This is a genomic window from Microbacterium maritypicum, from assembly GCF_008868125.1.
Lineage (GTDB): Bacteria > Actinomycetota > Actinomycetes > Actinomycetales > Microbacteriaceae > Microbacterium > Microbacterium maritypicum.
In genome coordinates this window covers 1,034,768-1,057,507 of the sequence record NZ_WAAQ01000001.1, presented here as the reverse complement: position 1 = coordinate 1,057,507, position 22,740 = coordinate 1,034,768, and the positions used below count along the sequence as shown (strand labels likewise).

The window sequence follows — 22,740 nt, the reverse complement described above, 5'->3', positions numbered from 1 at the left end:
CTGACCGTGTGACCGACACCCTCACTCCGACCCAGGCACGCCGCATCGCTCTGGCCGCGCAGGGCTTCACCCGCGCGCGGCCCGCATCGGTCGCGGGGCGCCACGTGCACCGGGTGATGGATCGTCTCGGTGTGCTGCAGATCGACTCCGTGAACGTGTTCGCACGATCCCATTACCTGCCGTTGTTCTCTCGGCTGGGCTCCTACGAGCCGGCCCTGCTCGACCGTGTCTTCCTCTCGCGCACGACCCATTACGTGGAATACCTCGCTCACGAGGCGACCTTCATCCCGATCGAGGACTGGCCGCTGTGGCGTTTTCGCATGGACGACTTCCGCCGACGCTGGGCGGGCGAAGAGTCCTGGATGTCGAGCAACGCGCGAACGCTGCAGTGGGTCCAGGACGAGCTGCGTGTGCGCGGGCCCTTGCGTCCCGCCGATCTCCGTGCCGATGCTCCCAGGGAACGCGGCACCTGGTGGGACTGGGACGACGTCAAGCTCGCCCTCGAACACCTGTGGCGCACCGGCGATGTCGCCATCAGCGGGCGCCGCGGGTTCGAGCGCACCTATGCGCTGGCCGAGCACGTCATCCCTGACGCCATCCGTTCGCAAGAGGTCTCCCGCGCCGATGCCATCCGTGAGCTGACCCGTCGCGCGGCCCGATCGAGCGGCGTCGCGACGCAGTCCGACCTGGCCGACTACTACCGGATCCGCGACCGGCCCGCCGTCGCCCGCTCGATCGCAGAGCTCGTCGACGCCGGCGAGCTGGAGCCCGTGCAGGTGCGCGGCTGGGAACGCGGCGGGCGTCCACTCGCCGCCTGGCGGCATCGGGATGCGGTGCTGCCCCGCAAGGTCGACGCGGCGGCGATTCTGACGCCGTTCGACCCGGTGGTGTGGTTTCGGGATCGCGCACTCCGCGCGTTCGACCTCGACTACCGCATCGAGATCTACGTACCGGCAGAGAAGCGGCGGTTCGGCTACTACTCCTTGCCGGTCCTCGTGGGCGACCGCATCGTCGCGCGCGTCGATCTCAAGTCCGACCGCGCGACATCGACGCTGCAGGTGCAATCCGCCTGGTGGGAACCACAGGCTCACCCCGGCGATGCCGAGCAGATCGCTGCCGAGCTCCGACTCGCAGCGGCGTGGCAGGGACTGGATCATGTCTCGGTGTCGAGGTGGGGTGACGCCACCGACGCACTGCATGGGGCGCTGGCGGCCGGAGCAGGCACTGGTCCCTCCGTGCGTCGTCACGTGCACGCGCGAGAGAGTCCGGTGTGAGCAGGGCCCGGTGGTGGCTGCTCGGCGGCGTCGCCGGTCTCGTCCTCGTCGCCGCGGGACTCTGGCTCTGGTCGTCGACGAACCGCTCCTCCACGCCGGAAGAAGCGGCGCTCGCCTATGTCCAGGCGCTCGAGTCCGGTGACCCCGACGCCGTGGCGGCCACCGGGATCGACGTCTCGGACACCGCACTGGTCGCCTTCGCCGCCGCCACCGCGTTCATCGAGGACTCCGAGGTCACGACCGTCCGACGCGAAGACGACGACACTTCGGCCGTCGTCGCGATCTCCTTCCGGCTCGACGGCAAGACGCACACCGCGCAGCTGACGCTCGGCATCGTCGACGGCCGCTGGAGCGTCGATGCGACGGGACTCGGCACACTGACCGTGGAAACGACGATCGGGTCGGATGTCGCGATCGGCGATGCGACCGTTCCGGCGGAGACGGCTGCACCGCTGCTCCCCGCGACCTACGCCCTCGCGGCCGCACCGGAGACACTGCTCGAGGGCGGGAGCGCGGCGCTGGTGCTGCCAGGGGTGAAGACCACGACGACGCTCGACGTCATGCTGCGGCCGGAGGCGACGGCGGTCGCGCAGGCCCAGCTCGACACGCTCCTCGAGACCTGCACCGCTGGGGGCACAGAAGTCCCCGACGGATGCGGCATACGGATCCCCTGGGGGACCGAGTTCCGCGAGGTGGATGCGATCCGCTATCGGATCGACACGGCACCGGTCATCGCGTTGACTCCCGCCGGTTTCACCGCAGAGGGTGGAGTGCTCGTGGCCACCATCACCGGGACCGCCCATAACGGCGAGACCCGCACTACCACCTATCGGACGGACTCCTGGAGCGTGCGCGGCGACCTGGCGTTCACCGCCGACGGACTCCTCCTGTCGGTGTGGTGAACGACCGGCGTCAGAACTGCACGCGCGGCGGTTCGGAGATCGCGCTGCTGTCGGCGACCTCGAAGAACTCCCGCTCGGAGAAACCCAGCCCCTTGGCGAACAGGTTGTTGGGGAAGACCTTGATCTTGGTGTTCAGCTCGCGCACGCCGCCGTTGTAGAAGCGGCGCGCCGCCTGCACCTTGTCCTCGGTGTCGACCAGTGCCTGCTGCACCTGGAGGAAGTTCGTGCTCGCCTGCAACTGCGGGTAGGCCTCGGCGACCGCGAAGAGGCTCCGCAACGCCTGCTGCAGGTGCCCCTCGGCGATGCCCGCCTCGCCCGGTCCTCCGGCTGACAGGGTCTCGGCACGCGCCCGCGTGACGTTCTCGAAGACGGCCTTCTCGTGGGAGGCGTAGCCCTTCACCGTCTCGATGAGGTTCGGGATGAGGTCGGCTCGTCGCTTCAACTGCACCGTGATGCCGCTCCACGCCTCATCGACGCGGACGTTCAGCTGCACCAGCGAGTTGTACGTGGCCCACAGATAGATGCCGACGAGCAGGATCACTCCGACAACGATCAGTACCGGCACGAGCCATTCCATCAGAGCCCCACCCTTCCTCGTGTTTCTCTCATCCTAGACGCGCAGTCTGCACGTGGACTGGGCGCGCGCGGGCGTCCCTGCGTCCCGATCAGCTGCCGAGGACCCGCTCGAGGTAGCGGTTGCCGAAACGACGCTCCGGGTCGAGGCGATCGCGCAACGCGACGAAGTCGTCGAAGCGCGGGTATCGCTCCCGGAGGGTCTGCGTCGTGAGCGTGTGGAGCTTGCCCCAGTGCGGGCGCCCGCCGAACTCGTGCATGATCTCCTCCACGGCGCCGAAGTACTCCGTGGGGTCGGCCCGCCAGTAGCGGTGCACGGCGATGTACGCGCTTGCGCGTCCGTGAGCCGTCGACAGCCAGCGGTCGTCGGACGCGGCGAAGCGCACCTCGATCGGGAACTCGATCGTCCATCCGCGCCGCGCGATCAGCGCCTGCACCGCTTCGAAGGCCGGCACGACGTTCTCGACGGGGATCGCGTACTCCATCTCCCGGAATCGCACGGTCCTGCTCTGGATGAGCACCCGGTGCGAGAGTTCGGTGTACTCGCGATCTCCGGTGAGCCTGACCGCGAGCCGGCTGAAGGACGGAGTGATCGCCGGAACGACCTGACCCGCAGCGCACGCCACGCGATACACCCCGTTCGAGAGCAGCGTCTCATCGATCCACCGCCCGACCACCGGGAGCGGCTTGCGCACCGTCGCCTCCGGCAGCCGCGTCTGACGCTTGGTCAGCGCGATATCCGTGTGAGGGAACCAATAGAACTCGAAGTGGTCGGATGCGGCGACGCGCTCTTCGAGGGTGGCGAGCACCTCCTCCAGGGGTACCGGCTCGTCGATCGCGTGCATGACGAACGCCGGCACGCACTGCAGGGTCACCTCGACGATGATGCCGAGGGCGCCGAGTCCGAGAGCCACAGCGGGCAGCAGCTCGCTCTCGTGCTCCTGGTCGATGCGGAGGAACTCGCCGGCGGCCGTGACCATGGTGACGCCGACGACCTGGGTCGCGAGGCCACCGTACTCGGCACCGGTGCCGTGGGTTCCGGTCGAGATCGCGCCGGCGATCGACTGACGATCGATGTCGCCCAGGTTCTCCATCGCGAGCCCGTACGGGGCGAGAAGTCCGGGGATGCGGTGCAGCCGGGTGCCGGCGAGCAGGGTCACGCGTCCCGTCGCGGCGTCCGCCGAGACGAGTCCCTGCAGGTCGTCGAGCTCGAGCAGGACGCCCGGGGAGACCGCGATGCCCGTGAAGCTGTGGCCGGCGCCGACGGCCTTCACCGGAAGCCCCTGCTTCACCGCGGCGACCACCGCCCGCTGCACGCCCTCGGGGCTGCGCGGACGCTCCACGCGTGCGGGTCGCACCGAGGCCGAGCGAGCCCAGTTCTGCCAGGTGCCGCCGATTCTCGTCACAGGAAGGCCTTTCCCTCGCCGCGGTAGGTCGGCAGCTCATCGATGATCTCGTCGCCCGAGACCAGGTGATAGCTCTCGATGCGCTCGGCCGGCTCGCCGCTCTTGGCATGCCGGAACCAGACTCGGTCGCCCACGCCCAGCGATGTCGCCGCCGGGCCCTGCAGGGGCGTCTGCACCTCACCGGCAGCTTCACGGGCGAGGGTGTGGAGTCCCTGTGGCCAGACGGCCCGCGGTTGGCGCGAGGCGACAGCGGGGCCGGAGGCGATCCATCCTCCGCCGAGCACCGTGGCGATGTCGATGGCCGGGCGCCGCACCACGTCGAACGCGAATGCGGACGCCGGAGCGGGGCGGAACGAGCGATACCCGTCGAACAGATGGCCGCCGAGGAGCCCGCTTCCCGCGCTCGCCTCGCTGAGCGACTCATCGCTTCCGGTGAACTCGAGCGACCCCGTTCCTCCGCCGTTGAGGATCTCCAGCGACGTGATCTCTCCGACCGCGGCGACGATGGCCGCCCGGCGCTCGCGCAGCTCGTTCCGTGAGCGCGACTGCACCATCCGGATCAGCGGGGCATCGGGGCCGGCATCGTCCCCCTGTCCCGCGATCTGCGCGTCGTACATCTGCAGTCCGACGAGCCGGAATCCCGGGCGGGCGACGACCTTGCGAGCGAAGGCGGCGACCTCTCCCGCGTTGAACAGCGCCGAACGGCGCACGCCGATGTGGCCGAGGAGCGAGGAGCGCCAGGAGGCATCGACGTCGATCGCGACACGGATCTCCGGACGCGAACCGGGTCCTGCGACGCTGTCGATCAGGTCGAGGTGCACGAGGTCGTCGATCATCAGGGTGATGCGCTGAGCAGCCTGCTCGTCGGCGAAGAGCCGTGCCAGACCCGCGCGATCGACCGTGGGATACCCGAGCATGATGTCGTCATGGGTCTCGGCGAGCCACAGCGCCTCCTCGAGCGTGAAGGCGAGGATGCCGCGGAACCCCGGGAGCTTCAGCACGGCATCGAGCACGGACCGTACCCGTACCGATTTCGAGGCGACCCGGATCGGCAGCCCGCCCGCCCGCACCAGAAGGTCCATCGCGTTGTAGCGGAGCGCCTCCCTGTCGATCACCGCCACCGGCGCGGGAAGATGCCCCGTCGCGGCGGACAGGCGCGGCCAGTAGCGGGCCGGGTCCTCCCATTCGGGGGCGACCGCAGGCGCGCCGTGGGCGGGGCTCAGTTCGTCGATGAGGTCGAGCACTCCCCCACACTAAGGCCTCCCCGGACTGCGGATCACCCCCGAAGGCACCGCGTCGCATCCGGGCACGCAGATAGGCTGGCGAGGAGGCCCCCGTAGCCCAATGGCAGAGGCAGGCGACTTAAAATCGCTTCAGTCTGGGTTCGAGTCCCAGCGGGGGCACATCCTCGCTCAGTCCTCCGCCGGCGCGACCGTCTTCCGCTCGCCTGCCGCCTCGCGAATGCGACGCACGACCAGGACGACCAGTGCGATCGCGATGGCCGAGTACACGGCGTAGTCGAGGTACCCGAGGTACTGCTCCAGCTTCTCGTGCTGCGTGCCCAGCGCCGCTCCGACTCCGAGGAGAAGAGCATTCCAGAGCCCGCTGCCGATGATGGTGTAGATGCTGAACGTCACGAGGTTCATGCGGGAGGCCCCGGCCGGAATCGAGATCAGGCTGCGCACGCCGGGTACCATCCGTCCCACCAGCACGGTCCAGCCGCCGCTGCGCACGAACCACTCCGATCCGCGTTCGAGATCGGAGCGGCTCACCAGCTTGGTGGCCGCGAGCATCCGCACCGCGCGATCCATCCCGATGGCCGCGCCGAGCCCGTACAGCAGCAGCGCACCCAGCCAGGACGCGAGCGTGCTCCAGAGGATCAGCCACCCCAGGTTCAGAGAGCCGCTCTGGCTCAGGTACCCCGCGAAGGGCAGGATCACCTCGCTCGGGATCGGCGGCACCAGGACCTCGAGGAAGACCAGCACGCCCACGCCGATGTCTCCCAGCGCGGTGAGGACATCGGCCGCGAATCCGGTGAGCCCGGTGAAGCCGTGATCGGCAGCAGCAGTGAGAGCCATCCGCGGTCAGCGCCCGAAGATATCGCCGATACCGGGGATGCCGAGGTTGCCGAGCTGCTCGCCCCAGCCGCTCGCCGCCTCTCCCAGCCCCGACACCGTCTCGCCCGCGGAGCCCATCAGATCGCCCGCACCCCCGGCGAGGGACTCGACGTCGATACCGGCGGCGAGGGACTCGACATCGATGCCCTCTGCCAACGCGCCGAAGTCGACGCCGATGTTCGCGGCCTGCTCCAGAAGAGGACCCGCCACCGTGCTGAGCACCGCACCCCCGGCCACCGCACCGAGCAGTCCGACCGCCGCGCCACCAGCGACGACCGCAGCACCGCCGACACCCGCACCGCGCACGCGCGACAGCAGACCGCGCATCCGCCCCGGGTTCATGGCCTCGGCACGTCCGGCGGCGCGAGCGAGGTCATCCGGCGACGACGACCGCGGACGCTCGCCCGGCTCGAGCTCCTGTCGCATGCGGGCTTCGACGAGCGAGCGCTGCTCAGGGGTCAGGCGCGCGAACGCCTCGCGGTGGATCTGCTCGACGCGCTGCGGATCCGCCGTCTGCAGCAGGTAGTCGTAGCGGGCGATGGCCGCACGGTCCGCATCGGTCATGGCCTGCGAGGCCCGAGAGGCTCCGGGCACCGGCGGTGCGTAGGGGTCGGCGGCAGACGGTGCGGAGCTCGTGGACCGAAGCCGCTCACTGGGCGCGGCGGGCGGTGCGTACGGGTCGGCCGTCGCCGGACGGCTCTGGCTCGGCGACCGCTCCGGCTCTCCCTGCCCGCGAACGGCGTCGACGGCGCCACGGAGCATGCCGCCCCAATCCGTCGACCGGGACCCGTCCTGCGCGCGTGATCCGTCAGCCGTGTGACCGTTGCGCGCCGAACCGGCGTTCTTCTCGAGCGCCTCGGATGCCATGCCGATCAGTCGGGAGAGCTTTCCCATGGGTGGTCCCTTTCGTGGTGCGGACCGCCCAGGATCCACCACGTCAGGACGACGGCAGGGTCTCTCGGCAGCCCGCGATGCGGGTGCCAAGGTCTCCTCCACCCTCACGGGCCGGCGGGCCGGAGCACGATCTCGTGCTCGTAATGACGACGTCGCCGCATTCGGGAGTACTCCCCTTGCCTGCGCGACGATACCGGCTGTACCTGTGCACCGCCTCGGAGACGCTCCGCAGAGACGACGATCGGCCCCGGCGCAGAGCGCACAGGGCCGATCGTCGTACTCGAGAGTCAGTTACTTGGCTGCAGCCTCGGCCGGCTCGGGAGCCTTCTCGGCGACAGGCTTCTTCGCGGCAGGCTTCTTCACCGCGGGCTTCTTCGCAGCCGGCTTCTTCGCAGCGGGCTTCTCCGATGCCTCGGCCGATGCCGCCGGAGCAGCGTCCGCCACGGGAGCGGCGGGAGCGGCCGGACGCGGGCGCGCGGCGAACTCCTCGAAGACGTAACGCGGGTTCTGCACGGTCTCGAGGTTCACCAGGTCGCGGCCGAGCCACAGGTTGTTCCACCAGCCCCAGATGACGCGGAACTTGCGCTCCCACGTCGGCATCGCGAGACCGTGGTAGCCGCGGTGCGCGACCCAGGCCACGAAGCCCTTGAGAGCGATCTTGCCGGACTGGAAGACACCGTTGTACAAGCCGAGCCCTGCGACAGCGCCCAGGTTCTTGTGGAGGTACTCCTTGGGGTTCTCCCCACGCAGCACGGCGACGAGGTTCTTCGCGAGCAGCTTCGCCTGGCGAACCGCGTGCTGGGCGTTCGGCACGCAGAAGCCGCCGACGCCACCGCCCGAGAGGTCGGGGACAGCGGACACGTCTCCGGCTGCCCACGCGCCCTCGACGAAGGCCTCGGGGGTTCCGACGCGCAGGTCGGCGCGGGTCTGGATGCGACCGCGCTCCTCGACGGGCAGGTCGCCGCCGCGCACGACGGTCGGGTTGGCCATGACACCTGCGGTCCACACGATGACGTCGGTCGGGATGACCTCGCCGGTGGAGAGCTCGACGTTGCCGTCGACCGCGCTCGTCAGCTGCGTGTCGAGGTGCACGTTGGCGCCGCGCTTGGCGAGGTCCTTGAGCACCCACTCGCTGGTCTGCAGCGAGACCTCGGGCATGATGCGGCCCATCGCCTCGATGAGGTGGAAGTGGGTGTCTTCGAAGCTGATCTGCGGGTACTTGCCCACCAGCGCGGACGCCAGGGAACGCAGCTCGGCGAACACCTCGATACCCGCGAAGCCACCACCGACGACGACGACGGTCAGCAGACGGTCGCGCTCGGGACCGGCGGGAAGCGAGGCGGCCTTGTCGAAGTTCGACATGACCTTGTCGCGGATCGCGACGGCCTCTTCGATCGTCTTCAGCCCGATCGCGTTGTCGGCGATCCCGGGGATCGGGAAGGTGCGCGAGACGGCACCGGCCGTGACGACGATCTGGTCGTACGCGAACTCGTACGGCTCGCCGACGGGCGGCGTGATCGTCGCGACCTTCTGTGCGTGGTTGATGTTCGTCACCTTGGCGGTGAGGACGTTGGTGCGCTTGAGGTGACGGCGGTGCGCGACCACCGAGTGCCTGGCTTCGATCGAGCCGGCGGCGACCTCGGGGAGGAACGGCTGGTACGTCATGTACGGCAGCGGGTCGACCATGGTGACGTCGGCCTCACCCTTGCGCAGGTGCTTCTCGAGCTTCCACGCGGTGTAGAAACCCGCGTACCCTCCGCCGACGATCAGGATCTTGGGCACAGTGCTGTTCTGAGGCACAGAAGAACTACTCCTCGGAGTCGGGGGTGTGGCGTACGGAAATGCGCGCCGATCGGATGCGCCGGGCAGCTGCGGTGACGCCAAGCGCTACCAGGATACCAGGGACCGTGAGCGCAATGAGCGGCAGGGTACCGTAGCGCAATGAATCCGCGCTGGGAAGCAACGGTGAACCGGCTTCGGTGGGCGCATCGGGCGCGGGGAGAGGCGGGACGGCGACGGGTGTCACCGTCGGAACCGGCTGCGGCTCCGTCTCCGCGCGACGGAACACGCGGATCCACTCGGCGAGGTCTCCCATGGGGTTCTCGCTCACCGCAGGGAGGTTCGCGGAGATCGCCGCTGCGGCATCCACCAGTCCGTATCCGTAGAGGGGATCCTGGGGTTTGACTGCATCAGGGACGGGGATCGCGGTCTTGATGATGCGGTTGATGACATCGATCGCCTTGATGTCGGGGTGCGCCGAGCGGATCAGCGCTGCGACTCCCGCGACGATGGGCGCCGCACCACTGGTTCCGCGCCACGGCACGACCGTGCCATCTGCGGAGACGCCGATGAGCCCCTCGCTGGGCGCGGAGATCCCGATCGTGATGCCCTGGGTCGACGCCTCGATGCTCGCCATGCCGGTCTGGTCGACGCCACCGACCGTGAGCACACCGGGAATGGTCGCCGGGGCGCCGATGATGTTCGTCCCACTCCCCCTATTGCCGGCGGCGACCACGACCACCACGTCATGCTCGAAGGCATACAGGAACGCGTCGTCCCAGCTCTTGTCCCAATCGAGCGTGTTCGTCGTGAACGAGAGGTTGATGATGTCGGCACCGTTGTCGACGGCCCAGCGCATGCCCTTCGCCACCTGCTCGGTGAACGGAACGGCGGCGGCCGCGCTGAACCCCACCGAGATCGAGAGCAGGTTGGCTTCCGGCGCCACGCCGATCATGCCGGTGCCGTCGGGCGCACCGCGACCGGCAGCCAGCGAAGCCACCCAGGAACCGTGATTGCCATCGACGGCGCCCAGGGGCGTGCGCCCGTCCGGAGTGCCTGACCCCGAGACATCGGTGCCACCCACCACAGCGTCGCCGAAGACCGAGGGCACCTTGCCGATGCCGGTGTCGATCACCGCGATGGTGACGCCCTTGCCACGAGTGGTCTGCCAGGCCTCACGGATCCGCGCCCCGTCGAGCCAGTACTCCGAAGCCCGCACCGGGTCGGCAGGGTCGTCGGGGATCGGGGCCGGAGTCGGTGCGACGCCGAGGAGCAGCACCGTCGCCGCCACCACCACGATGGCGGCAGCGCTGCGCAGCGTCCGGCGTGCGGTCATACCGAGGAAGCCGCCTCATCGCGCAGGGCGGCGCCGGGGTCTTCACAGCGGCAGACCGAAGGCGACCAGGAGGATCGAGCGAGTGCGGCGTCGCCGATCGGGTTGACTCCCGGGCCTGCGGCCAGGGCATGCCCGGCCAGAGCATGCAGGCATTTGACGCGCGTGGGCATTCCCCCGGCGGAGATGCCGTCGATCTCGGAGACCTCGCCGAACTGCCTCCGGTCAGCGAGGTAGGCCTCGTGGGCTGCGAGATACGCCGACGCCACTGCCTCGTCGTCGACGAGAAGCGCCGCGAGCTCCGGCATCACCTGGGTCGCCTCGAGCGTCGACATCGCCGCCGTCGCCGCGGGGTGGGTCAGGTAGTAGAACGTCGGGAACGGCGTACCGTCCGGCAGACGCGGTGTGGTGGCGACCACCGTCGGGTTGCCGCACGCGCAACGGGCCGCGATGCCCACCACACCTCGGGCGGAACGACCGAGCTGGGCCGATACGACGGCGAGCTCGGCGGGCGTGGGGGCAGGGAACGGCGGCGTGGTCACCTCACCAGCGTAGGGGAGCCGCCGGGGAAGTTGCTCGACGGGACGGTCAGGGAGCGACGGCGGCCGTATCGCTGAGGCCGGTCGAGACGATGGTGCGCAGCAACTGCGGCATCCAGTCCGTCGGCTTCTCGACGATCGTGTCGCTCACGGGCTCCTGCTCCCGCGGAAGGGCCGCGGGATCGAGGTCGTTGTCGATCAGATACACGACCTCTCCGGGCTTGACGTAGTAGAGGCGCTCGCGGGCCTGCGTCGTGATGTACACGGGGTCGTTCCAGCGCTCACGTTCGGCGACGAGGGAGGCGATCTGGTCTTCGCTCACCTTCACCGACGCTTCGAGGGCCGCGATCTTCTGACGTTGATCGATGAAGGTCCCAAGCGTGGGCACGAGCACCCAGGCACCCAGCACCACCAGCGAGAGCATGATGACAGAGAAGGCCGAGAGGCGGATGCCGGACGCCCACTCGCGGACGTCGACGCGAGGCGCCTCACCCCGGCTCCTGCTCGATGAGCGCGGTGCGGACGACGATGCGGCGGGCGTGGCCGTCTTCTTCGACTTCATCGTGCCGGCGGGTCGCGGCGTCTGCGGTCCCGGAGACGCCGAAGGAGGAGCCGGTCGTCGTGCCACGGCTCCTCCTTCGTCGTGCCGCTTCAGCGGCGGTGTTCACCGCCGAGACGGCGGCTTCTTCGGTGTATCGGTGCGCTCAGGCCTGGTAGCGCGGGAACGCGGAACGGCCGGCGAAGACCGCGGCGTCGCCGAGCTCTTCCTCGATGCGCAGCAGCTGGTTGTACTTCGCGACGCGCTCGCTGCGAGCAGGAGCACCTGCCTTGATCTGTCCGGCGTTGGTCGCGACGACCAGGTCGGCGATCGTGGTGTCTTCGGTCTCACCCGAACGGTGCGAGAGCATCGCCGTGTAACCGGAGCGCTGAGCGAGGCTGACCGCGTCGAACGTCTCGGTGAGCGTGCCGATCTGGTTGACCTTGACGAGCAGCGAGTTCGCGACGCCGCGCTTGATGCCGTCGGCGAGACGCTGCGGGTTGGTGACGAACAGGTCGTCGCCGACCAGCTGCACCTTGCTGCCGAGCGCGTCGGTCAGGTGCTTCCAGTTGTCCCAGTCGTCTTCGGCGAGAGCATCTTCGATCGTGACGATCGGGAAGTCGTTGACGAGTCCGACGTAGTACTCGGTGAGCGCCGCGGCGTCCCAGTCCTTGTTGTCGAGACGGTAGACGCCGTCCTTGAAGAACTCGGTCGCGGCGACGTCGAGGCCGAGCGCGATGTCGGTGCCAGGCGTGAAGCCGGCCTTCTCGATCGCCTTCACCAGGAAGTCCAGTCCCTCGCGGTTGCTGGGCAGGTCGGGAGCGAAGCCGCCCTCGTCGCCGAGGCCGGTCGCGTAGCCGGCGGCCTTCAGCTCTGCACGCAGCACGTGGTAGGTCTCGACGCCCCAGCGGAGCGCCTCGGAGTAGGTCTCCGCACCGATCGGGGCGAGGAAGAACTCCTGCATGTCGATGCCGTTGTCGGCGTGCTCGCCACCGTTGATGACGTTGAACAGCGGAACGGGCAGCACGTGCGCGTTCGGGCCGCCCAGGTAGCGGAAGAGCGGGAGGTCGGCCGAGTCGGCCGCTGCCTTCGCGACGGCGAGGCTGACGCCGAGGATGGCGTTGGCTCCGACGCGCTTCTTGTTCTCGGTGCCGTCGACCTCGATCAGGATCTCGTCGACGATGCGCTGCTCGCTCGCCTCGACACCTTCGATCGCCGGTCCGAGCTCGTCGATGATGGCCTCGACGGCCTTGAGCACGCCCTTGCCGCCGTAACGGCTCTTGTCTCCGTCGCGGAGCTCGTACGCCTCGAACGCGCCCGTGGATGCGCCGGACGGCACGGCCGCCCGCTGCACGATGCCGTCGTCGAGGAGGACCTCCACCTCAACGGTCGGGTTTCCGCGCGAGTCGAGAATCTCGCGTGCGCCTACAGCCTCGATCAGTGCCACTGATGTGCTCCTTGCTCAGGGGGAAAACGTTGTGTGGAGCGTCGTCGATCCGCGCTCAGTCTAGCCCGGCCCTCCGACAGGGTCAGGGACCCGACCGACAGGTTCGCGCGCACGCTCCCGACGCCGTCGATATCAGACGACCACGGCGATGGCGAAGCCGTCCCAGCCCTTCGCGCCGACGGTCTGCAGGGCCGTGGCGTCGAATCGCGGGTCCTCCCCCAGCATCCGCAGTCCCTCACGGGTGCCGACGACCTTGGGGTCGGTGCTGTCATCGCGGACGATCTCGCCCTCACGCCCGATGTTGTCGAGCACGACCACGGTGCCGGGGTGGCCGAGCTTCGCCGCCCAATCGAGGTAGATCGTGTTCGACTCCTTGTCGGCGTCGATGAACACCAGGTCGAACCCGCCGACCAGGGTGGGGAGCACATCCACTCCCCTACCCACGCGGATGTCGACACGATCACCGACGCCCGCGGCATCGATGCTGGCGCGGGCGATCGCCGCGTTGTCCGACTCCGCCTCGATCGTCACGACGCGCCCTCCGGGGCCGACGGCCCGCGCGAGCCAGATCGTGGAATAGCCGCCGAGCGTGCCGACCTCCAGCACCCGCCGCGCTCCGCTGATGCGGACCAGGAGGTTCAGCAGCTTGCCGGCGACAGGAGCCACCTCGATCTCGGGCAGGCCCGCCTCGCGCTGCGCGCTGAGCGCCGACTCCAGATCCGCATCGGGTCCGACCAGCAGATCGGAGAGGAAGGCGTCGGCTTCGGACCAGGCGGTGGGGGTGGATTCCATGGCCTCAGCCAACCCCCGCCGCTGCCGTCCGTCAAGACCGCGGTGCGGAGAGCAGGCGCCCCGGTGCATCGGCGAGCTCGGGCTGGGCGCGGAACTGCCCGGTCAGCACCAGCACGACAGTGAGGAGGGCGAGGACGATCCACGTCGCCACGCCGAGCGGTCCGGCCAGGGCCATGTCGGGCTGCGTCGCGGCGACGATGAGGACGAGCCCCGCCGCGGCGTTCAGCGAGCCGTGCGCGATGACCGCCGGCCACACGGATGCCGAACGCAGGCGCAGCCAACCGAGCAGAATGCCCCAGGCCACGCATCCGCCGATCATGAGCAGCACGCCGGTGAGGTCGGTGCGCCCGAAGTTGTAGCCGAGAAGGATGACCGGGCTGTGCCACGCACCCCAGATCACCGCGCTGAGGATCAGGGCCGGCCAGGTGCCGAGCGGACGCAGCGCCGGAAGCAGCCATCCGCGCCAGCCGAGCTCCTCGCCGAACGCGAAGAGGCTGTTGAACAGCCCGCCGACGGGAATCATCGCGAGCTGTGCGAACACGATGACCTGGACAGGAGGCAGCGGCGTGCCGGCCGGGACGGCCTTCTCGAGTTCGGCGGCGAACGCCGCGAACGTCAGATCGAGCTGCACGAAGCCGAGCGCGGCGGAAAGCAGGATACCCAGACCCACCAGCAGCGGCGGAACGAGCCAGCCGGCGACCATGAGCCAGATCACCCGCTTCGCCGGCCGCATCGGCCACAGTCCGAGGAACCGTGCACGCTGGCCGCGCGCGGGGACGCGCATCACGAACGTCACGACGAGGGCTGCCACCGCGGGTGTGAACATCATCACCGGCAGCAGGAGGACCGAGATCGGCTCAGCGAGACCGTCGCCCAGCCACAACGGCAGCGCCACCAGCCAGGCGAGGGCGAAGGAGACCGCCACGAAGACGATCACCGCGGTCCACGGCACGCGGCGCGTGTGCAGGGCCTGATGGTTCATGAGGTCGCCTTTCCGGAGTCGGTCGAGGAGGTGCCGGGTGTTCGTGAGCGGTCGACATAGGCCTGCAGCAGCGCCGCGGCTTCTTCCGCGCCGTCGATCGTCACGATGAACGGCCGTCTGTCACGGCGGGAGACCTCGATCGCCGAACCGCGCCGCATGACGATGCCGGACCGTCCGTCGACGCTGATGCGCCACCCCCAGCCGCCGAACTCGGCGAACGGCGAGATCTCGACTGCGCGCACAGACTCGATCTCGTCGAGCGGGATGCGGATACGCGGCCACCTCAGCAGGGCCCGCGCCGAGAAGCCCTGCGGCGTGACCTTGACGCGGAAGGAGGCTGTCGCCGCCAGCGCGAGGCCCACGACGAGCACCACCACGGCGACGATCCAGCCACCCTCGACACCGGTGCCGAGCATGAACGCACCGAGCGCGACCAGGCCGAGGAGCACGAAGAACAGGAACGCGAGCGCGCCGCGTGGCATGGTCGTCGTGGCGACCCACACGACGCGTTCTCCCTCCGCCACGTTCACGGCATACCGTGGCTCCAGCGTGCGCCCCCGTTCGGGGCGGACGCGGGGCTGCACGGCCCAGGCGATGCCGCCGACAGCCACGAGTCCGGCGAAGGCCAGTGCGAAGGTCTCGCCGATGCCCGGCACGTCGGAGACATCGGTGAGGTCGCGCTGGATCGCGAGGGATCCGAGACTCAGGATCGCCGCCAGCGCGGCCATGCCCGCGGCGAGCGCGCCCATCAGGCGGGCAGTGCCGCCCCAGTGCGCCCCGGCGGAAGCGAGCGTCGCGACCGCCATCAGCACCGGCAGCCCGAGCCCGAGCGCGATGAGGAGCCACAGGTACGTGGACGGCGCCCCGAATCCGTCGGCACCGCTAGGGCCCCAATGGGTCGCGACCTGAGCCGGCAGCGTGGGCAACCAGGTGAGGAGGATCACGACGGCGACGGCGGTGATCACGGTCGGCACGATCACCGCGACGAGGAAGAAGGCCACTCGTGCGCGTCGCAGCAGTTGCGGCGGGGTGCGGCTGAGGTCGTGGGTGGCGTCACGATGGGTCATGGCGAATCCTCCTCGTGGTTCTCGATCGGGTCCATGCCGGTGCGGGCGTCACGGTGCGCATGAACGATGCCGGCGAGCGTGTCAGCGGAGACGCCGAGTGCCGCGGCACGGCGCACCAGATCGTCGATGTCGTTGGCGAGTTCTGCGAGCGGCGCGGCCGAGGCAGCGATGACCGCTCCCCTGCCGCGACGCAGATCGACCAGGCCCTCGTCGCGCAGTCGCTGGTAGGCGTGCAGCACGGTGTGCTGGTTGATGTCGAGCGCTTCGGCGACATCGCGTGCCGCGGGAAGGCGATCGCCCGGAGCGAGGACCCCGGTGAGGATGTCGGAGCGGATGGAGGCCGCGACCTGGTCGTACAGCGCGCGGGGGCTGTCGGGATCGACACGGATGAGCATCCGATTCTCCTCTCGTAAAATCGCTACTTATTCTATGCGAACTATAACAACTGTGACAACCCTCCAGACGTCTTTGTCGCTCTCTGCTCGTTCCTCCACACTGGCGTGATGCGCATCACTCCCCGCCGTCTCGCGATCGGCATGAGCCTGTGGATCCCCAACCTCTTCAGCGGCATCCGCATCCGCCGCTTCAGTGAGGATTGGACCCACGCCACGGTCGAGCTCCACGTGAACGTCTTCACCCGCAACTACGTCAAGACCGCGTTCGGCGGTTCGATGTCGGCGATGACCGACCCGTACTTCTTCATGCTGGTGATGCACCAGCTCGGACGCGATCACGTCGTGTGGGACACCCGCGGCGAGATCGAGTTCCTCAAGCCCGGCCGTGGCGTGCTCACTGCCGAGTTCGAGGTGTCGAAGGAGAAGGCCGAGGAGATCCGTGAGCGCGCACGCGGCGGAGCCAAGGTGCTCGAGTGGTTCGAGACGGTCATCACCGACAGGGAGGGCGACGTCGTCGCGAAGGTACGCCGCGAGGTCTACATCCGCGAGAAGAAGCGCGTCACGGCTTCCCAGGGCTGACCGCGAGCGTCGACGACCTCGCGATCAGGGTGGGGGCGAGCCGGAGGGTGCGGTGAGCGGTCGATGCGCCCGACACCAGTCCGAGGACGAGTTCGAGAGCCGTGCGCCCGCTCTCCTCGAACGGCTGCCGCACGGTCGTGAGGTCGAGCGCCGCGGCGACCTCGCCGTCGTCGTAGCCGACGACCGCGAGCGGGGCGGTGCCGGGATCCGCACGCAGCACCGCGAGCACCTCCACAGCGAACTGGTCGTGGTTCGCGACGATCGCCGTCGCACCCGCGGCTCGGGCCGCGGCGATCACCCGGCCATCGACCGAGGAGGGGTCGGCGACGGCGAGATCGGTCATCGCCAGATGCTGGGTCAACCCCTCGATACGGAGCATCCCCGCCGACACGTAGGCCGGCGAGCGCTGCGGCTCGTGCACGAAGAGGACGCGGCGATGCCCGAGCTCGGCGAGGTGACGCCCGATCTGCGCACCACCGTCGCGATCGTCGACGAGGACGACCGGACCGTCCACGTCCGACCGCGTCGGCACCACGTCGACGTAGACGACCGGGATGCGCGCCGCCCTGCTCGCCCGGCGTGCGGCCCCGCCCAGTGGAACCCCCATCACCACGAGCCCGGTGGCATCCGTGCGCGTGGGCAGGACGTCGAGCAGCGGCTCGTCGGCAGCCGCGGCGGAATCGAGGTCGTACGGGATGATGTCCACTGCCGCGTCCCTCGCCCGACGGAGCATGCCGGAGAGGCGGCGCAGGTACGAGGGGTAGGTGGTGAACGGGGCGGCGACCGCGATGCGCGCGGCTCCGACACGTCGTCCCTGTGCCATCCGATAGCCGAGCGCGGTGGCCGCGGCGACGATGCGCTCGCGGGTCTCGGGTCGCACCCGATGCGGGGCGCTCACCGCCAGCGACACGGTGGAGATGCTCACTCCGGCGCGCTCCGCGACGTCGTAGATGGTGACCCGTCCCGGTCGTGCACGCATGGTCGGACTTCCTTCTTCATCGAAGTTCTTCGATTGCCCAGACTAGGTCGGAACCCGCACGATCGGAACCCGTCGGTGCGGAACTCGTCGAAGGAGATGACCGATGCCGACACCCCGGTCCCGATTCCAGCGTCCGACGCTCGACAGCGCGGTCGCTGCGTGGGAGGAACGGGTCGCCCCGCTGCTCGAAGACGAACCCGCAGACCCCGCAGGACGACGCCGAGTCGCTGCGCGCAACGACGACACCGTGAGCGCCGCGCTCGGGATCACGCCGCTCCCTACGGCCTCGGAAGAGCACACGGTTCCGGTCGACGGACATCCCGACGTGCGCATCCGCGTGTATTGGCCCGGCGAGGAGCGCGCGCCGGCGGGATCGGGTCTTCCTGTGCTGGTCTACTTCTACGGCGGAGGATTCACGATCGCCGGGATCGACTGGGTCTCCTGGGACGCCCGCTTCCGTGTGAGAGCGCGGGATGCGGGGATCGTCATCGTCGCGGCCGACTACGCGCACGCGCCAGAGCAGCGATTCCCCGCGCAACCGGAGCAGTGCTGGTCGGCCTTCGAATGGACCCGCGCCCACGCAGAGGAACTGGGGGCGTCGCCGGAGCGGATGGCCGTGGGCGGAGCATCGTCGGGAGGCGACCTCGCCGCGGCCGTGACACTCATGAACCGCGATCGCTCAGCGCACCCGATACTCCTGCAGCTGCTGGAGAACCCTGCGCTGGATCTGACCATGGGGCACGCCGACATGCGCGGCATCGATGCGCGCATGCCGGGAGTGATCGTGCGCGCGGCCGGCCGCACCCTGGTTCGGCAGTACCTCGGAGAAGACTCCGCAGTCGCCCGCCTCCCCTACGCCTCACCGCTGCGGGCCACGTCGCACGAGCGGCTCCCCCCAGCACTCATCCTCACCTCCGAGCTCGACCCCCTGCGCGGCGACGGAGAGGCCTACGCCCGAGCGCTCTCCGCGGCAGGTGTGCCCGTGACCGCGATGCGCTTCATCGGGCAGACGCACGGCTCGCTCGGCTCGACCGGATACGTGCCCGCCGCAGACGTCGCGCACCGTCTCGTCGTCTCCGAGCTGCGCACGCTGCACGCGAGAGGGGCGGCATGAGCGACCACGAGTACCGCCGGCCGCCGTTGAGTGCCGAGATCCTGGAGTGGATCCAGCGCATCCGCGAGCTCTCCGCGGCCCTTCCCGACCTCGAGTCCCCCGAGCCGGGAGCGCGACGCCGGGCGCAGCGGGAGTTGAGCGACCTCCTGGCGGTGGAGTTCACCGAAGCGGTTCCCGCAGGCGTGCTGGTCGACGACCTCGTGGTCGCCGGTGGGACGGGTCCGCTGCGTGCGCGTCGATTCCGACCAGGATCGTCGACCGGTGCACTGCCGACGATGTTGTGGCTGCACGGCGGCGGCTGGAGCGGTGGCACGATCGACGAGCTTCTCAACGAGCGCCTGTGCGCTGATCGCTCCCTGCGCTCCGCGGTGCAGATCATCGCACTGGAGTACCGGCTGGCGCCCGAGCATCCCTTCCCGGCTCCGGTCGACGACGCCGTCGCCGCACTCGCTGACATCCGGGAGCGCGCCGACGAGCTCGCGGTCGACGCGCACCGACTCGGCGTCGGCGGCAACTCCGCCGGCGCGACGATCGCGGCCACGACGGCCCTGCGCATGCGCGACGCCGGAACACCCCTGCAACACCAGACGCTCGAAGTGCTCCCCGCGGCGCTGCGGATCGTCGGGGACTCGATGCACCGCCACCTGCGCCCCGCCGACAGACAAAGCGTCGAACACCTCGCCGAGGTCTATCGCGCCGGAGCTCCCCTCGCAGAGTCCTCTCCGCTGGACGCGCCGGATCACCGGCGGCTCGCCCCCGCACTGATCCTCGCCGCCGAGTTCGATCCCCTGAGGGACGGGGCCACCGCCTATGCCGATGCGCTGCGGAAGGCAGGGGTCCCCGTCAGGCTGCGCATCGGACCCGGCCATGATCATGCCTCCCCCGGTCTCACCGGCCGCTGGGAGGGCGCTCGGATGTGGCGCGACGTGGTGGTCGCCGAGCTCGCCGACGCCTACCGCACGAGCCCCCTCCCGATCGCCGATCCGGCGCTGACCACCGGTACGCACCGGTGACCACTCCACACCCCGACCCCGATCTGGAGACGATGATGTCCACCCACGCAGTCGATCCAGTCTTCCCCGCGGACCCCGCTCCGCCGCTCACCGCCGACGCGATCCCGGGCCAGCGCCAGACGCGCTGGTTCTGGGTCTCCTTCGTGCTCGCCTGGCTCGGATCCGGCATCGCCCAGGGCGTCGCCAGCGTCGCGATCCCCCAGCTCCTCAAGGAGTGGGATCCCGATCAGGCGACGGGAGACCTCAGCATCATCCTCACTCTCGGCGGGGCCGCCATCCTCATCACGACGCCGATCTTCGGCCGCCTCAGCGACCGCTCGATGTCGAGGCTCGGCATCCGTCGGCCCTGGATCCTCTCCGGCTCTCTGATCGCGCTGGCCGGCTACGCGGTGCAGGCCACGGCCCCGTCGCTCCTCGTGCTCGCTGTCGGCACGATCCTGGTGCTCGTGGGGTGGGGCGCGGTCTCGATGACCGTGCACACCCTCTTCGCCGACCAGATCCGCCGCAGCATCCGCGCCATCATGTCGGCCGTCACCGGTGCCGCCACCGCGATCGGGATCCTGGGCGGTGTCTCCCTCGCGGGTGCCGTCGCCCCGATCGGTCAGGTCGGCATGTTCCTGATCCCGGGTGGGCTCGCCGTCGTCCTGGCGATCACGCTGTTCTTCACCCTGAAGGACATCCGTCGTCTGGAACCCGCGGAGCCGATGGACTGGAGCGGAGTCCTCGATACCTTCTGGCTGAGCCCGCGCCGCTACCCCGACTTCGCCTGGGCATGGGTGTGCCGCTTCTTCATGACCGCATCGATCGTGTCGGTCACCAGCTACCTCTACCTGACGATCTCCGGACGCTTCGGGATCGACGACCCGACCGAGATCGCCGCCGTGCAGACGCAGGCCACCGCGGCCTTCACCCTGATGAACCTGGTGATGGCATTCGTCTTCGGCGTGATCTCCGATCGGACAGGGCGCCGCAAGCCGAGCGTGATCATCGGCGCCCTCGCGAGCGCCGGCGGGCTGGTGCTGGCGATCTCGTTCGGCGACATCGCGTTCTTCCTCGTCGGCATCGCGATCGTCGGTGCCGGGCAGGGAGCGTACATCGCGGCAGACGTCGCCCTGATGACGGAGTGCCTCCCCTCCGTCGAGGACGCGGGCAAGGACCTCGGCATCGTGGCGCTCGCCTACCTGCTGCCGGGCATCCTCGTACCCGTTTTCGGATTCTTCGCCACCCGCATAGGCTCGCCGACAGGTGAGAACTTCGCGGCCCTCTACATCGGCGCGGTCGTGATGGCCGTGATCTCCGCATTCGCGGTCACCCGAGTGAAGGGCGTGCGATGACCGATGCTCCCCGTCTCGGCGGCGCAGCCCGTCGCGAGTACCGGCGCCTGAACCGCGCCGCGGACATGCCTCCACGGACGCACCACGAGGTCGTTCGGGCAGCCGACATCCCCGTCCCGGCGGACGACGGCGTCACTCTCCTCACCGACCATTGGCATGCGGAGGGGGCCGGCGGGCACACCGTGCTGATCCGCACTCCCTATGGGCGTGACGGCATCGCCGGGGTGGCGCTCTTCCTCGCCGAACGCGGGCACCATGTCGTGGTGCAGAGCTGCCGCGGCACGTTCGGTTCGAGCGGCGCGTTCGACCCGCTGCACGACGAGGTCGCCGACGGGCAGGCGACCATGCGCTGGTTGCGCGCGCAGACGTGGGCGACCGGCCGTGTGCACTCCTGGGGCGGAAGCTACTTCGGCGTGACGCAGTGGGCCTACTGCGACGGCGACGAGCGTCCCGACGCCCTGGGCATCGCGATCTCCGCGCGACGCTTCGACGACGCGATCCTCTACCCGGGCGGCGGATTCTCAATCGACACCCCTCTCACATGGGCCTACGCGCTGGACATCCAGGAGCGGTCGCTGCCGTCGAAGGCCTGGGCGCTGCTGCGCGCCCGCCGCGCTTTCCGTCGTGGGGCGCTCGCGATTCCCCCCTCGGAGGCGGTGCGCGTGGCGCGTGACGCGGACCCGCAGTTCTTCCGCGACTGGGTCGAGCACAGCGACTACGGCGACCCGTGGTGGGAGCCGATGCACTTCGCGCAGGATGTGGAGACCATCCCGCCCGTCACGCTCGTCGCCGGATGGCAGGACCTGTTCCTGGTCGGTCAGCTGGCGGACTACGCCGCCCTCCGCGACGCGGACCGCCCGGTGCGCCTCATCATCGGCGACTGGGTGCATGGCGCTCCGGAGATCACCGTCATCGGGGTCCGCGAGGCGCTGCGCTCCTTCACTGCGGACGCGGCCACGAACGGCGTGCGCCTCGACGTGACCGGAGGCGGTGGGCGGCGGGAGCTTCTGAGCTGGCCACCGCCGCACACGGCGATGACCGTGACGCTCACCCCCGACGGGCGACTCGACCGGAGCGGTGCCGAGCACCCCGCCGCCGACCTGACGTACCGCTACGACCCTGCGGATCCGACCCCGGACGGCGGCGGACGCACGCTCAATCCGTTCTCTGCAGGACGACGCAGACAGCGCGTCCGCGAACGCCGGGACGATGTGCTCGTGTTCACCGGCGATCCGCTTCCGGAAGACCTGCTGGTCATCGGAGTGCCCGAGATCGCCCTGCCGTTCTCATCGTCGAATCCCCGAGCCGACCTGTTCGTGCGTCTCTGCGAGGTCGACACCCGGGGCGTCTCGCGGGCGGTCACCGACGGGTACCGACGGCTCTCCCCCGACGATGCGGGGATCGAGGCGGGCACCGTGCGGCTCGAACTCGCGCCCCTCGCCCACCGCTTCGCCGCCGGGTCGCGTCTGCGCGTGCAGGTGTCGTCCGGTGCCCACCCTCTGCATCTGCGCAACCCCGGCACGGACGATCCGGTGCCCGATCACTCGCGCCTGCGCGCCAGCGAACAGACCGTGCGTGTGGGAGGGACCGATCCTGCCACCCTCACCCTGCCCGCCGAGGTGACGGTCCCGGCTCACGCGGGAGCCTCGTCACCCGCCGTTCACCGTCGCGTGCCACGATGAC

22 protein-coding genes and 1 tRNA gene are annotated in these 22,740 nt (G+C 69.7%); 8 read left to right on the top strand and 15 right to left on the bottom strand.

Annotation, left to right across the window (positions count from 1 at the left end):
* The first annotated feature begins 8 nt into the window (after positions 1-8).
* Together F6W70_RS05145 and F6W70_RS05140 are read left to right on the top strand one after the other, a co-directional pair.
* Positions 9-1,274 carry a winged helix-turn-helix domain-containing protein gene (locus F6W70_RS05145; protein WP_151486077.1) on the top strand — a complete coding sequence of 422 codons (1,266 nt, stop codon included), beginning with the start codon at positions 9-11 and terminating at the stop codon, positions 1,272-1,274.
* Positions 1,271-2,176, top strand: a complete 906-nt coding sequence (locus F6W70_RS05140) for a hypothetical protein (protein ID WP_151486076.1) — start codon at positions 1,271-1,273, stop codon at positions 2,174-2,176. Before F6W70_RS05145 ends, F6W70_RS05140 begins: the two co-directional genes overlap by 4 nt.
* A 10-nt stretch (positions 2,177-2,186) precedes the next feature.
* Here F6W70_RS05140 and F6W70_RS05135 read toward each other — a convergent pair whose 3' ends face one another.
* From F6W70_RS05135 to F6W70_RS05125, 3 genes are all read right to left on the bottom strand, one after another.
* On the bottom strand, positions 2,187-2,753 hold the full coding sequence (locus F6W70_RS05135; RefSeq protein ID WP_017828718.1) for a LemA family protein: 567 nt from the start codon (positions 2,751-2,753) through the stop codon (positions 2,187-2,189).
* 88 nt (positions 2,754-2,841) lie between these two features.
* Positions 2,842-4,155, bottom strand: coding sequence for a D-arabinono-1,4-lactone oxidase (locus tag F6W70_RS05130; RefSeq protein WP_151486075.1), 1,314 nt, complete (start codon positions 4,153-4,155; stop codon positions 2,842-2,844).
* Positions 4,152-5,399 (bottom strand): type III PLP-dependent enzyme domain-containing protein, encoded by a 1,248-nt coding sequence (locus F6W70_RS05125; RefSeq protein WP_151486074.1) that lies wholly within the window; start codon positions 5,397-5,399, stop codon positions 4,152-4,154. Before F6W70_RS05125 ends, F6W70_RS05130 begins: the two co-directional genes overlap by 4 nt.
* An 86-nt stretch (positions 5,400-5,485) precedes the next feature.
* Between F6W70_RS05125 and F6W70_RS05120 the strand changes: the two genes are divergently transcribed.
* Positions 5,486-5,558 (top strand) — tRNA-Leu (locus tag F6W70_RS05120).
* 9 nt (positions 5,559-5,567) lie between these two features.
* Here F6W70_RS05120 and F6W70_RS05115 read toward each other — a convergent pair.
* The 11 genes from F6W70_RS05115 to F6W70_RS05065 all read right to left on the bottom strand — a co-directional run bounded on the left by F6W70_RS05115 (position 5,568) and on the right by F6W70_RS05065 (position 16,038).
* On the bottom strand, positions 5,568-6,233 hold the full coding sequence (locus F6W70_RS05115) for a DedA family protein (protein ID WP_151486073.1): 666 nt from the start codon (positions 6,231-6,233) through the stop codon (positions 5,568-5,570).
* 6 nt (positions 6,234-6,239) lie between these two features.
* Positions 6,240-7,166, bottom strand: coding sequence for a cation-transporting ATPase (locus F6W70_RS05110; RefSeq protein WP_151486072.1), 927 nt, complete (start codon positions 7,164-7,166; stop codon positions 6,240-6,242).
* Between the two features lie 291 nt (positions 7,167-7,457).
* Positions 7,458-8,948 carry an NAD(P)/FAD-dependent oxidoreductase gene (locus tag F6W70_RS05105; RefSeq protein ID WP_036322989.1) on the bottom strand — a complete coding sequence of 497 codons (1,491 nt, stop codon included), beginning with the start codon at positions 8,946-8,948 and terminating at the stop codon, positions 7,458-7,460.
* A gap of 25 nt (positions 8,949-8,973) precedes the next feature.
* Positions 8,974-10,281, bottom strand: a complete 1,308-nt coding sequence (locus F6W70_RS05100; protein ID WP_055873442.1) for a S8 family peptidase — start codon at positions 10,279-10,281, stop codon at positions 8,974-8,976.
* Positions 10,278-10,820 (bottom strand): DUF501 domain-containing protein, encoded by a 543-nt coding sequence (locus F6W70_RS05095; RefSeq protein WP_151486071.1) that lies wholly within the window; start codon positions 10,818-10,820, stop codon positions 10,278-10,280. The genes F6W70_RS05100 and F6W70_RS05095 overlap by 4 nt, the downstream gene beginning before the upstream one ends.
* 46 nt (positions 10,821-10,866) lie before the next feature.
* Complete coding sequence (locus F6W70_RS05090; protein ID WP_200942432.1) at positions 10,867-11,445, bottom strand: FtsB family cell division protein; 579 nt, start codon at positions 11,443-11,445, stop codon at positions 10,867-10,869.
* Between the two features lie 76 nt (positions 11,446-11,521).
* Positions 11,522-12,802 (bottom strand): phosphopyruvate hydratase, encoded by a 1,281-nt coding sequence (gene eno, locus F6W70_RS05085; RefSeq protein WP_055864618.1) that lies wholly within the window; start codon positions 12,800-12,802, stop codon positions 11,522-11,524.
* A 132-nt stretch (positions 12,803-12,934) separates the two neighbouring features.
* Positions 12,935-13,594 carry an O-methyltransferase gene (locus F6W70_RS05080; RefSeq protein WP_141386712.1) on the bottom strand — a complete coding sequence of 220 codons (660 nt, stop codon included), beginning with the start codon at positions 13,592-13,594 and terminating at the stop codon, positions 12,935-12,937.
* Positions 13,595-13,625: 31 nt separating this feature from the next.
* Positions 13,626-14,576 (bottom strand): CPBP family intramembrane glutamic endopeptidase, encoded by a 951-nt coding sequence (locus F6W70_RS05075; RefSeq protein WP_151486070.1) that lies wholly within the window; start codon positions 14,574-14,576, stop codon positions 13,626-13,628.
* Positions 14,573-15,643, bottom strand: a complete 1,071-nt coding sequence (locus tag F6W70_RS05070) for a DUF1648 domain-containing protein (protein ID WP_151486069.1) — start codon at positions 15,641-15,643, stop codon at positions 14,573-14,575. Before F6W70_RS05070 ends, F6W70_RS05075 begins: the two co-directional genes overlap by 4 nt.
* Complete coding sequence (locus F6W70_RS05065; RefSeq protein ID WP_151486068.1) at positions 15,640-16,038, bottom strand: GntR family transcriptional regulator; 399 nt, start codon at positions 16,036-16,038, stop codon at positions 15,640-15,642. The genes F6W70_RS05070 and F6W70_RS05065 overlap by 4 nt, the downstream gene beginning before the upstream one ends.
* 108 nt (positions 16,039-16,146) lie before the next feature.
* Between F6W70_RS05065 and F6W70_RS05060 the strand changes: the two genes are divergently transcribed.
* Positions 16,147-16,617 carry a PaaI family thioesterase gene (locus F6W70_RS05060; protein WP_055875935.1) on the top strand — a complete coding sequence of 157 codons (471 nt, stop codon included), beginning with the start codon at positions 16,147-16,149 and terminating at the stop codon, positions 16,615-16,617.
* On the opposite strand, the gene F6W70_RS05055 is transcribed toward F6W70_RS05060, so the two are convergent.
* Positions 16,598-17,596, bottom strand: a complete 999-nt coding sequence (locus F6W70_RS05055) for a LacI family DNA-binding transcriptional regulator (RefSeq protein ID WP_151486067.1) — start codon at positions 17,594-17,596, stop codon at positions 16,598-16,600. The two genes, F6W70_RS05060 and F6W70_RS05055, sit on opposite strands and share 20 nt — an antisense overlap.
* A gap of 103 nt (positions 17,597-17,699) precedes the next feature.
* On the opposite strand from F6W70_RS05055, the gene F6W70_RS05050 reads away from it, so the two are divergent.
* Genes F6W70_RS05050 through F6W70_RS05035 form a run of 4 tightly spaced genes read left to right on the top strand, consistent with a single transcriptional unit; the run spans position 17,700 to position 22,739 of the window.
* Positions 17,700-18,710 (top strand): alpha/beta hydrolase, encoded by a 1,011-nt coding sequence (locus F6W70_RS05050; protein WP_151486066.1) that lies wholly within the window; start codon positions 17,700-17,702, stop codon positions 18,708-18,710.
* Complete coding sequence (locus F6W70_RS05045; protein WP_151486065.1) at positions 18,707-19,723, top strand: alpha/beta hydrolase fold domain-containing protein; 1,017 nt, start codon at positions 18,707-18,709, stop codon at positions 19,721-19,723. The genes F6W70_RS05050 and F6W70_RS05045 overlap by 4 nt, the downstream gene beginning before the upstream one ends.
* Before the next feature lie 35 nt (positions 19,724-19,758).
* On the top strand, positions 19,759-21,057 hold the full coding sequence (locus tag F6W70_RS05040; protein ID WP_151486064.1) for an MFS transporter: 1,299 nt from the start codon (positions 19,759-19,761) through the stop codon (positions 21,055-21,057).
* Positions 21,054-22,739, top strand: a complete 1,686-nt coding sequence (locus F6W70_RS05035; RefSeq protein WP_151486063.1) for a CocE/NonD family hydrolase — start codon at positions 21,054-21,056, stop codon at positions 22,737-22,739. Before F6W70_RS05040 ends, F6W70_RS05035 begins: the two co-directional genes overlap by 4 nt.
* Position 22,740: the final 1 nt, after the last annotated feature.

Excerpts from the sequence above, each read along its gene's own strand:
- F6W70_RS05050 (WP_151486066.1), top strand. The coding sequence starts at position 17,700 with ATGCCGACACCCCGGTCCCGATTCCAGCGTCCGACGCTCGACAGCGCG.
- F6W70_RS05080 (WP_141386712.1), bottom strand. The coding sequence starts at position 13,594 with ATGGAATCCACCCCCACCGCCTGGTCCGAAGCCGACGCCTTCCTCTCC.
- F6W70_RS05055 (WP_151486067.1), bottom strand. The coding sequence starts at position 17,596 with ATGCGTGCACGACCGGGACGGGTCACCATCTACGACGTCGCGGAGCGC.
- F6W70_RS05035 (WP_151486063.1), top strand. The coding sequence starts at position 21,054 with ATGACCGATGCTCCCCGTCTCGGCGGCGCAGCCCGTCGCGAGTACCGG.
- F6W70_RS05065 (WP_151486068.1), bottom strand. The coding sequence starts at position 16,038 with ATGCTCATCCGTGTCGATCCCGACAGCCCCCGCGCGCTGTACGACCAG.
- F6W70_RS05110 (WP_151486072.1), bottom strand. The coding sequence starts at position 7,166 with ATGGGAAAGCTCTCCCGACTGATCGGCATGGCATCCGAGGCGCTCGAG.
- F6W70_RS05060 (WP_055875935.1), top strand. The coding sequence starts at position 16,147 with ATGCGCATCACTCCCCGCCGTCTCGCGATCGGCATGAGCCTGTGGATC.
- F6W70_RS05075 (WP_151486070.1), bottom strand. The coding sequence starts at position 14,576 with ATGAACCATCAGGCCCTGCACACGCGCCGCGTGCCGTGGACCGCGGTG.
- F6W70_RS05115 (WP_151486073.1), bottom strand. The coding sequence starts at position 6,233 with ATGGCTCTCACTGCTGCTGCCGATCACGGCTTCACCGGGCTCACCGGA.
- F6W70_RS05135 (WP_017828718.1), bottom strand. The coding sequence starts at position 2,753 with ATGGAATGGCTCGTGCCGGTACTGATCGTTGTCGGAGTGATCCTGCTC.
- F6W70_RS05045 (WP_151486065.1), top strand. The coding sequence starts at position 18,707 with ATGAGCGACCACGAGTACCGCCGGCCGCCGTTGAGTGCCGAGATCCTG.
- F6W70_RS05040 (WP_151486064.1), top strand. The coding sequence starts at position 19,759 with ATGTCCACCCACGCAGTCGATCCAGTCTTCCCCGCGGACCCCGCTCCG.
- F6W70_RS05100 (WP_055873442.1), bottom strand. The coding sequence starts at position 10,281 with ATGACCGCACGCCGGACGCTGCGCAGCGCTGCCGCCATCGTGGTGGTG.
- F6W70_RS05070 (WP_151486069.1), bottom strand. The coding sequence starts at position 15,643 with ATGACCCATCGTGACGCCACCCACGACCTCAGCCGCACCCCGCCGCAA.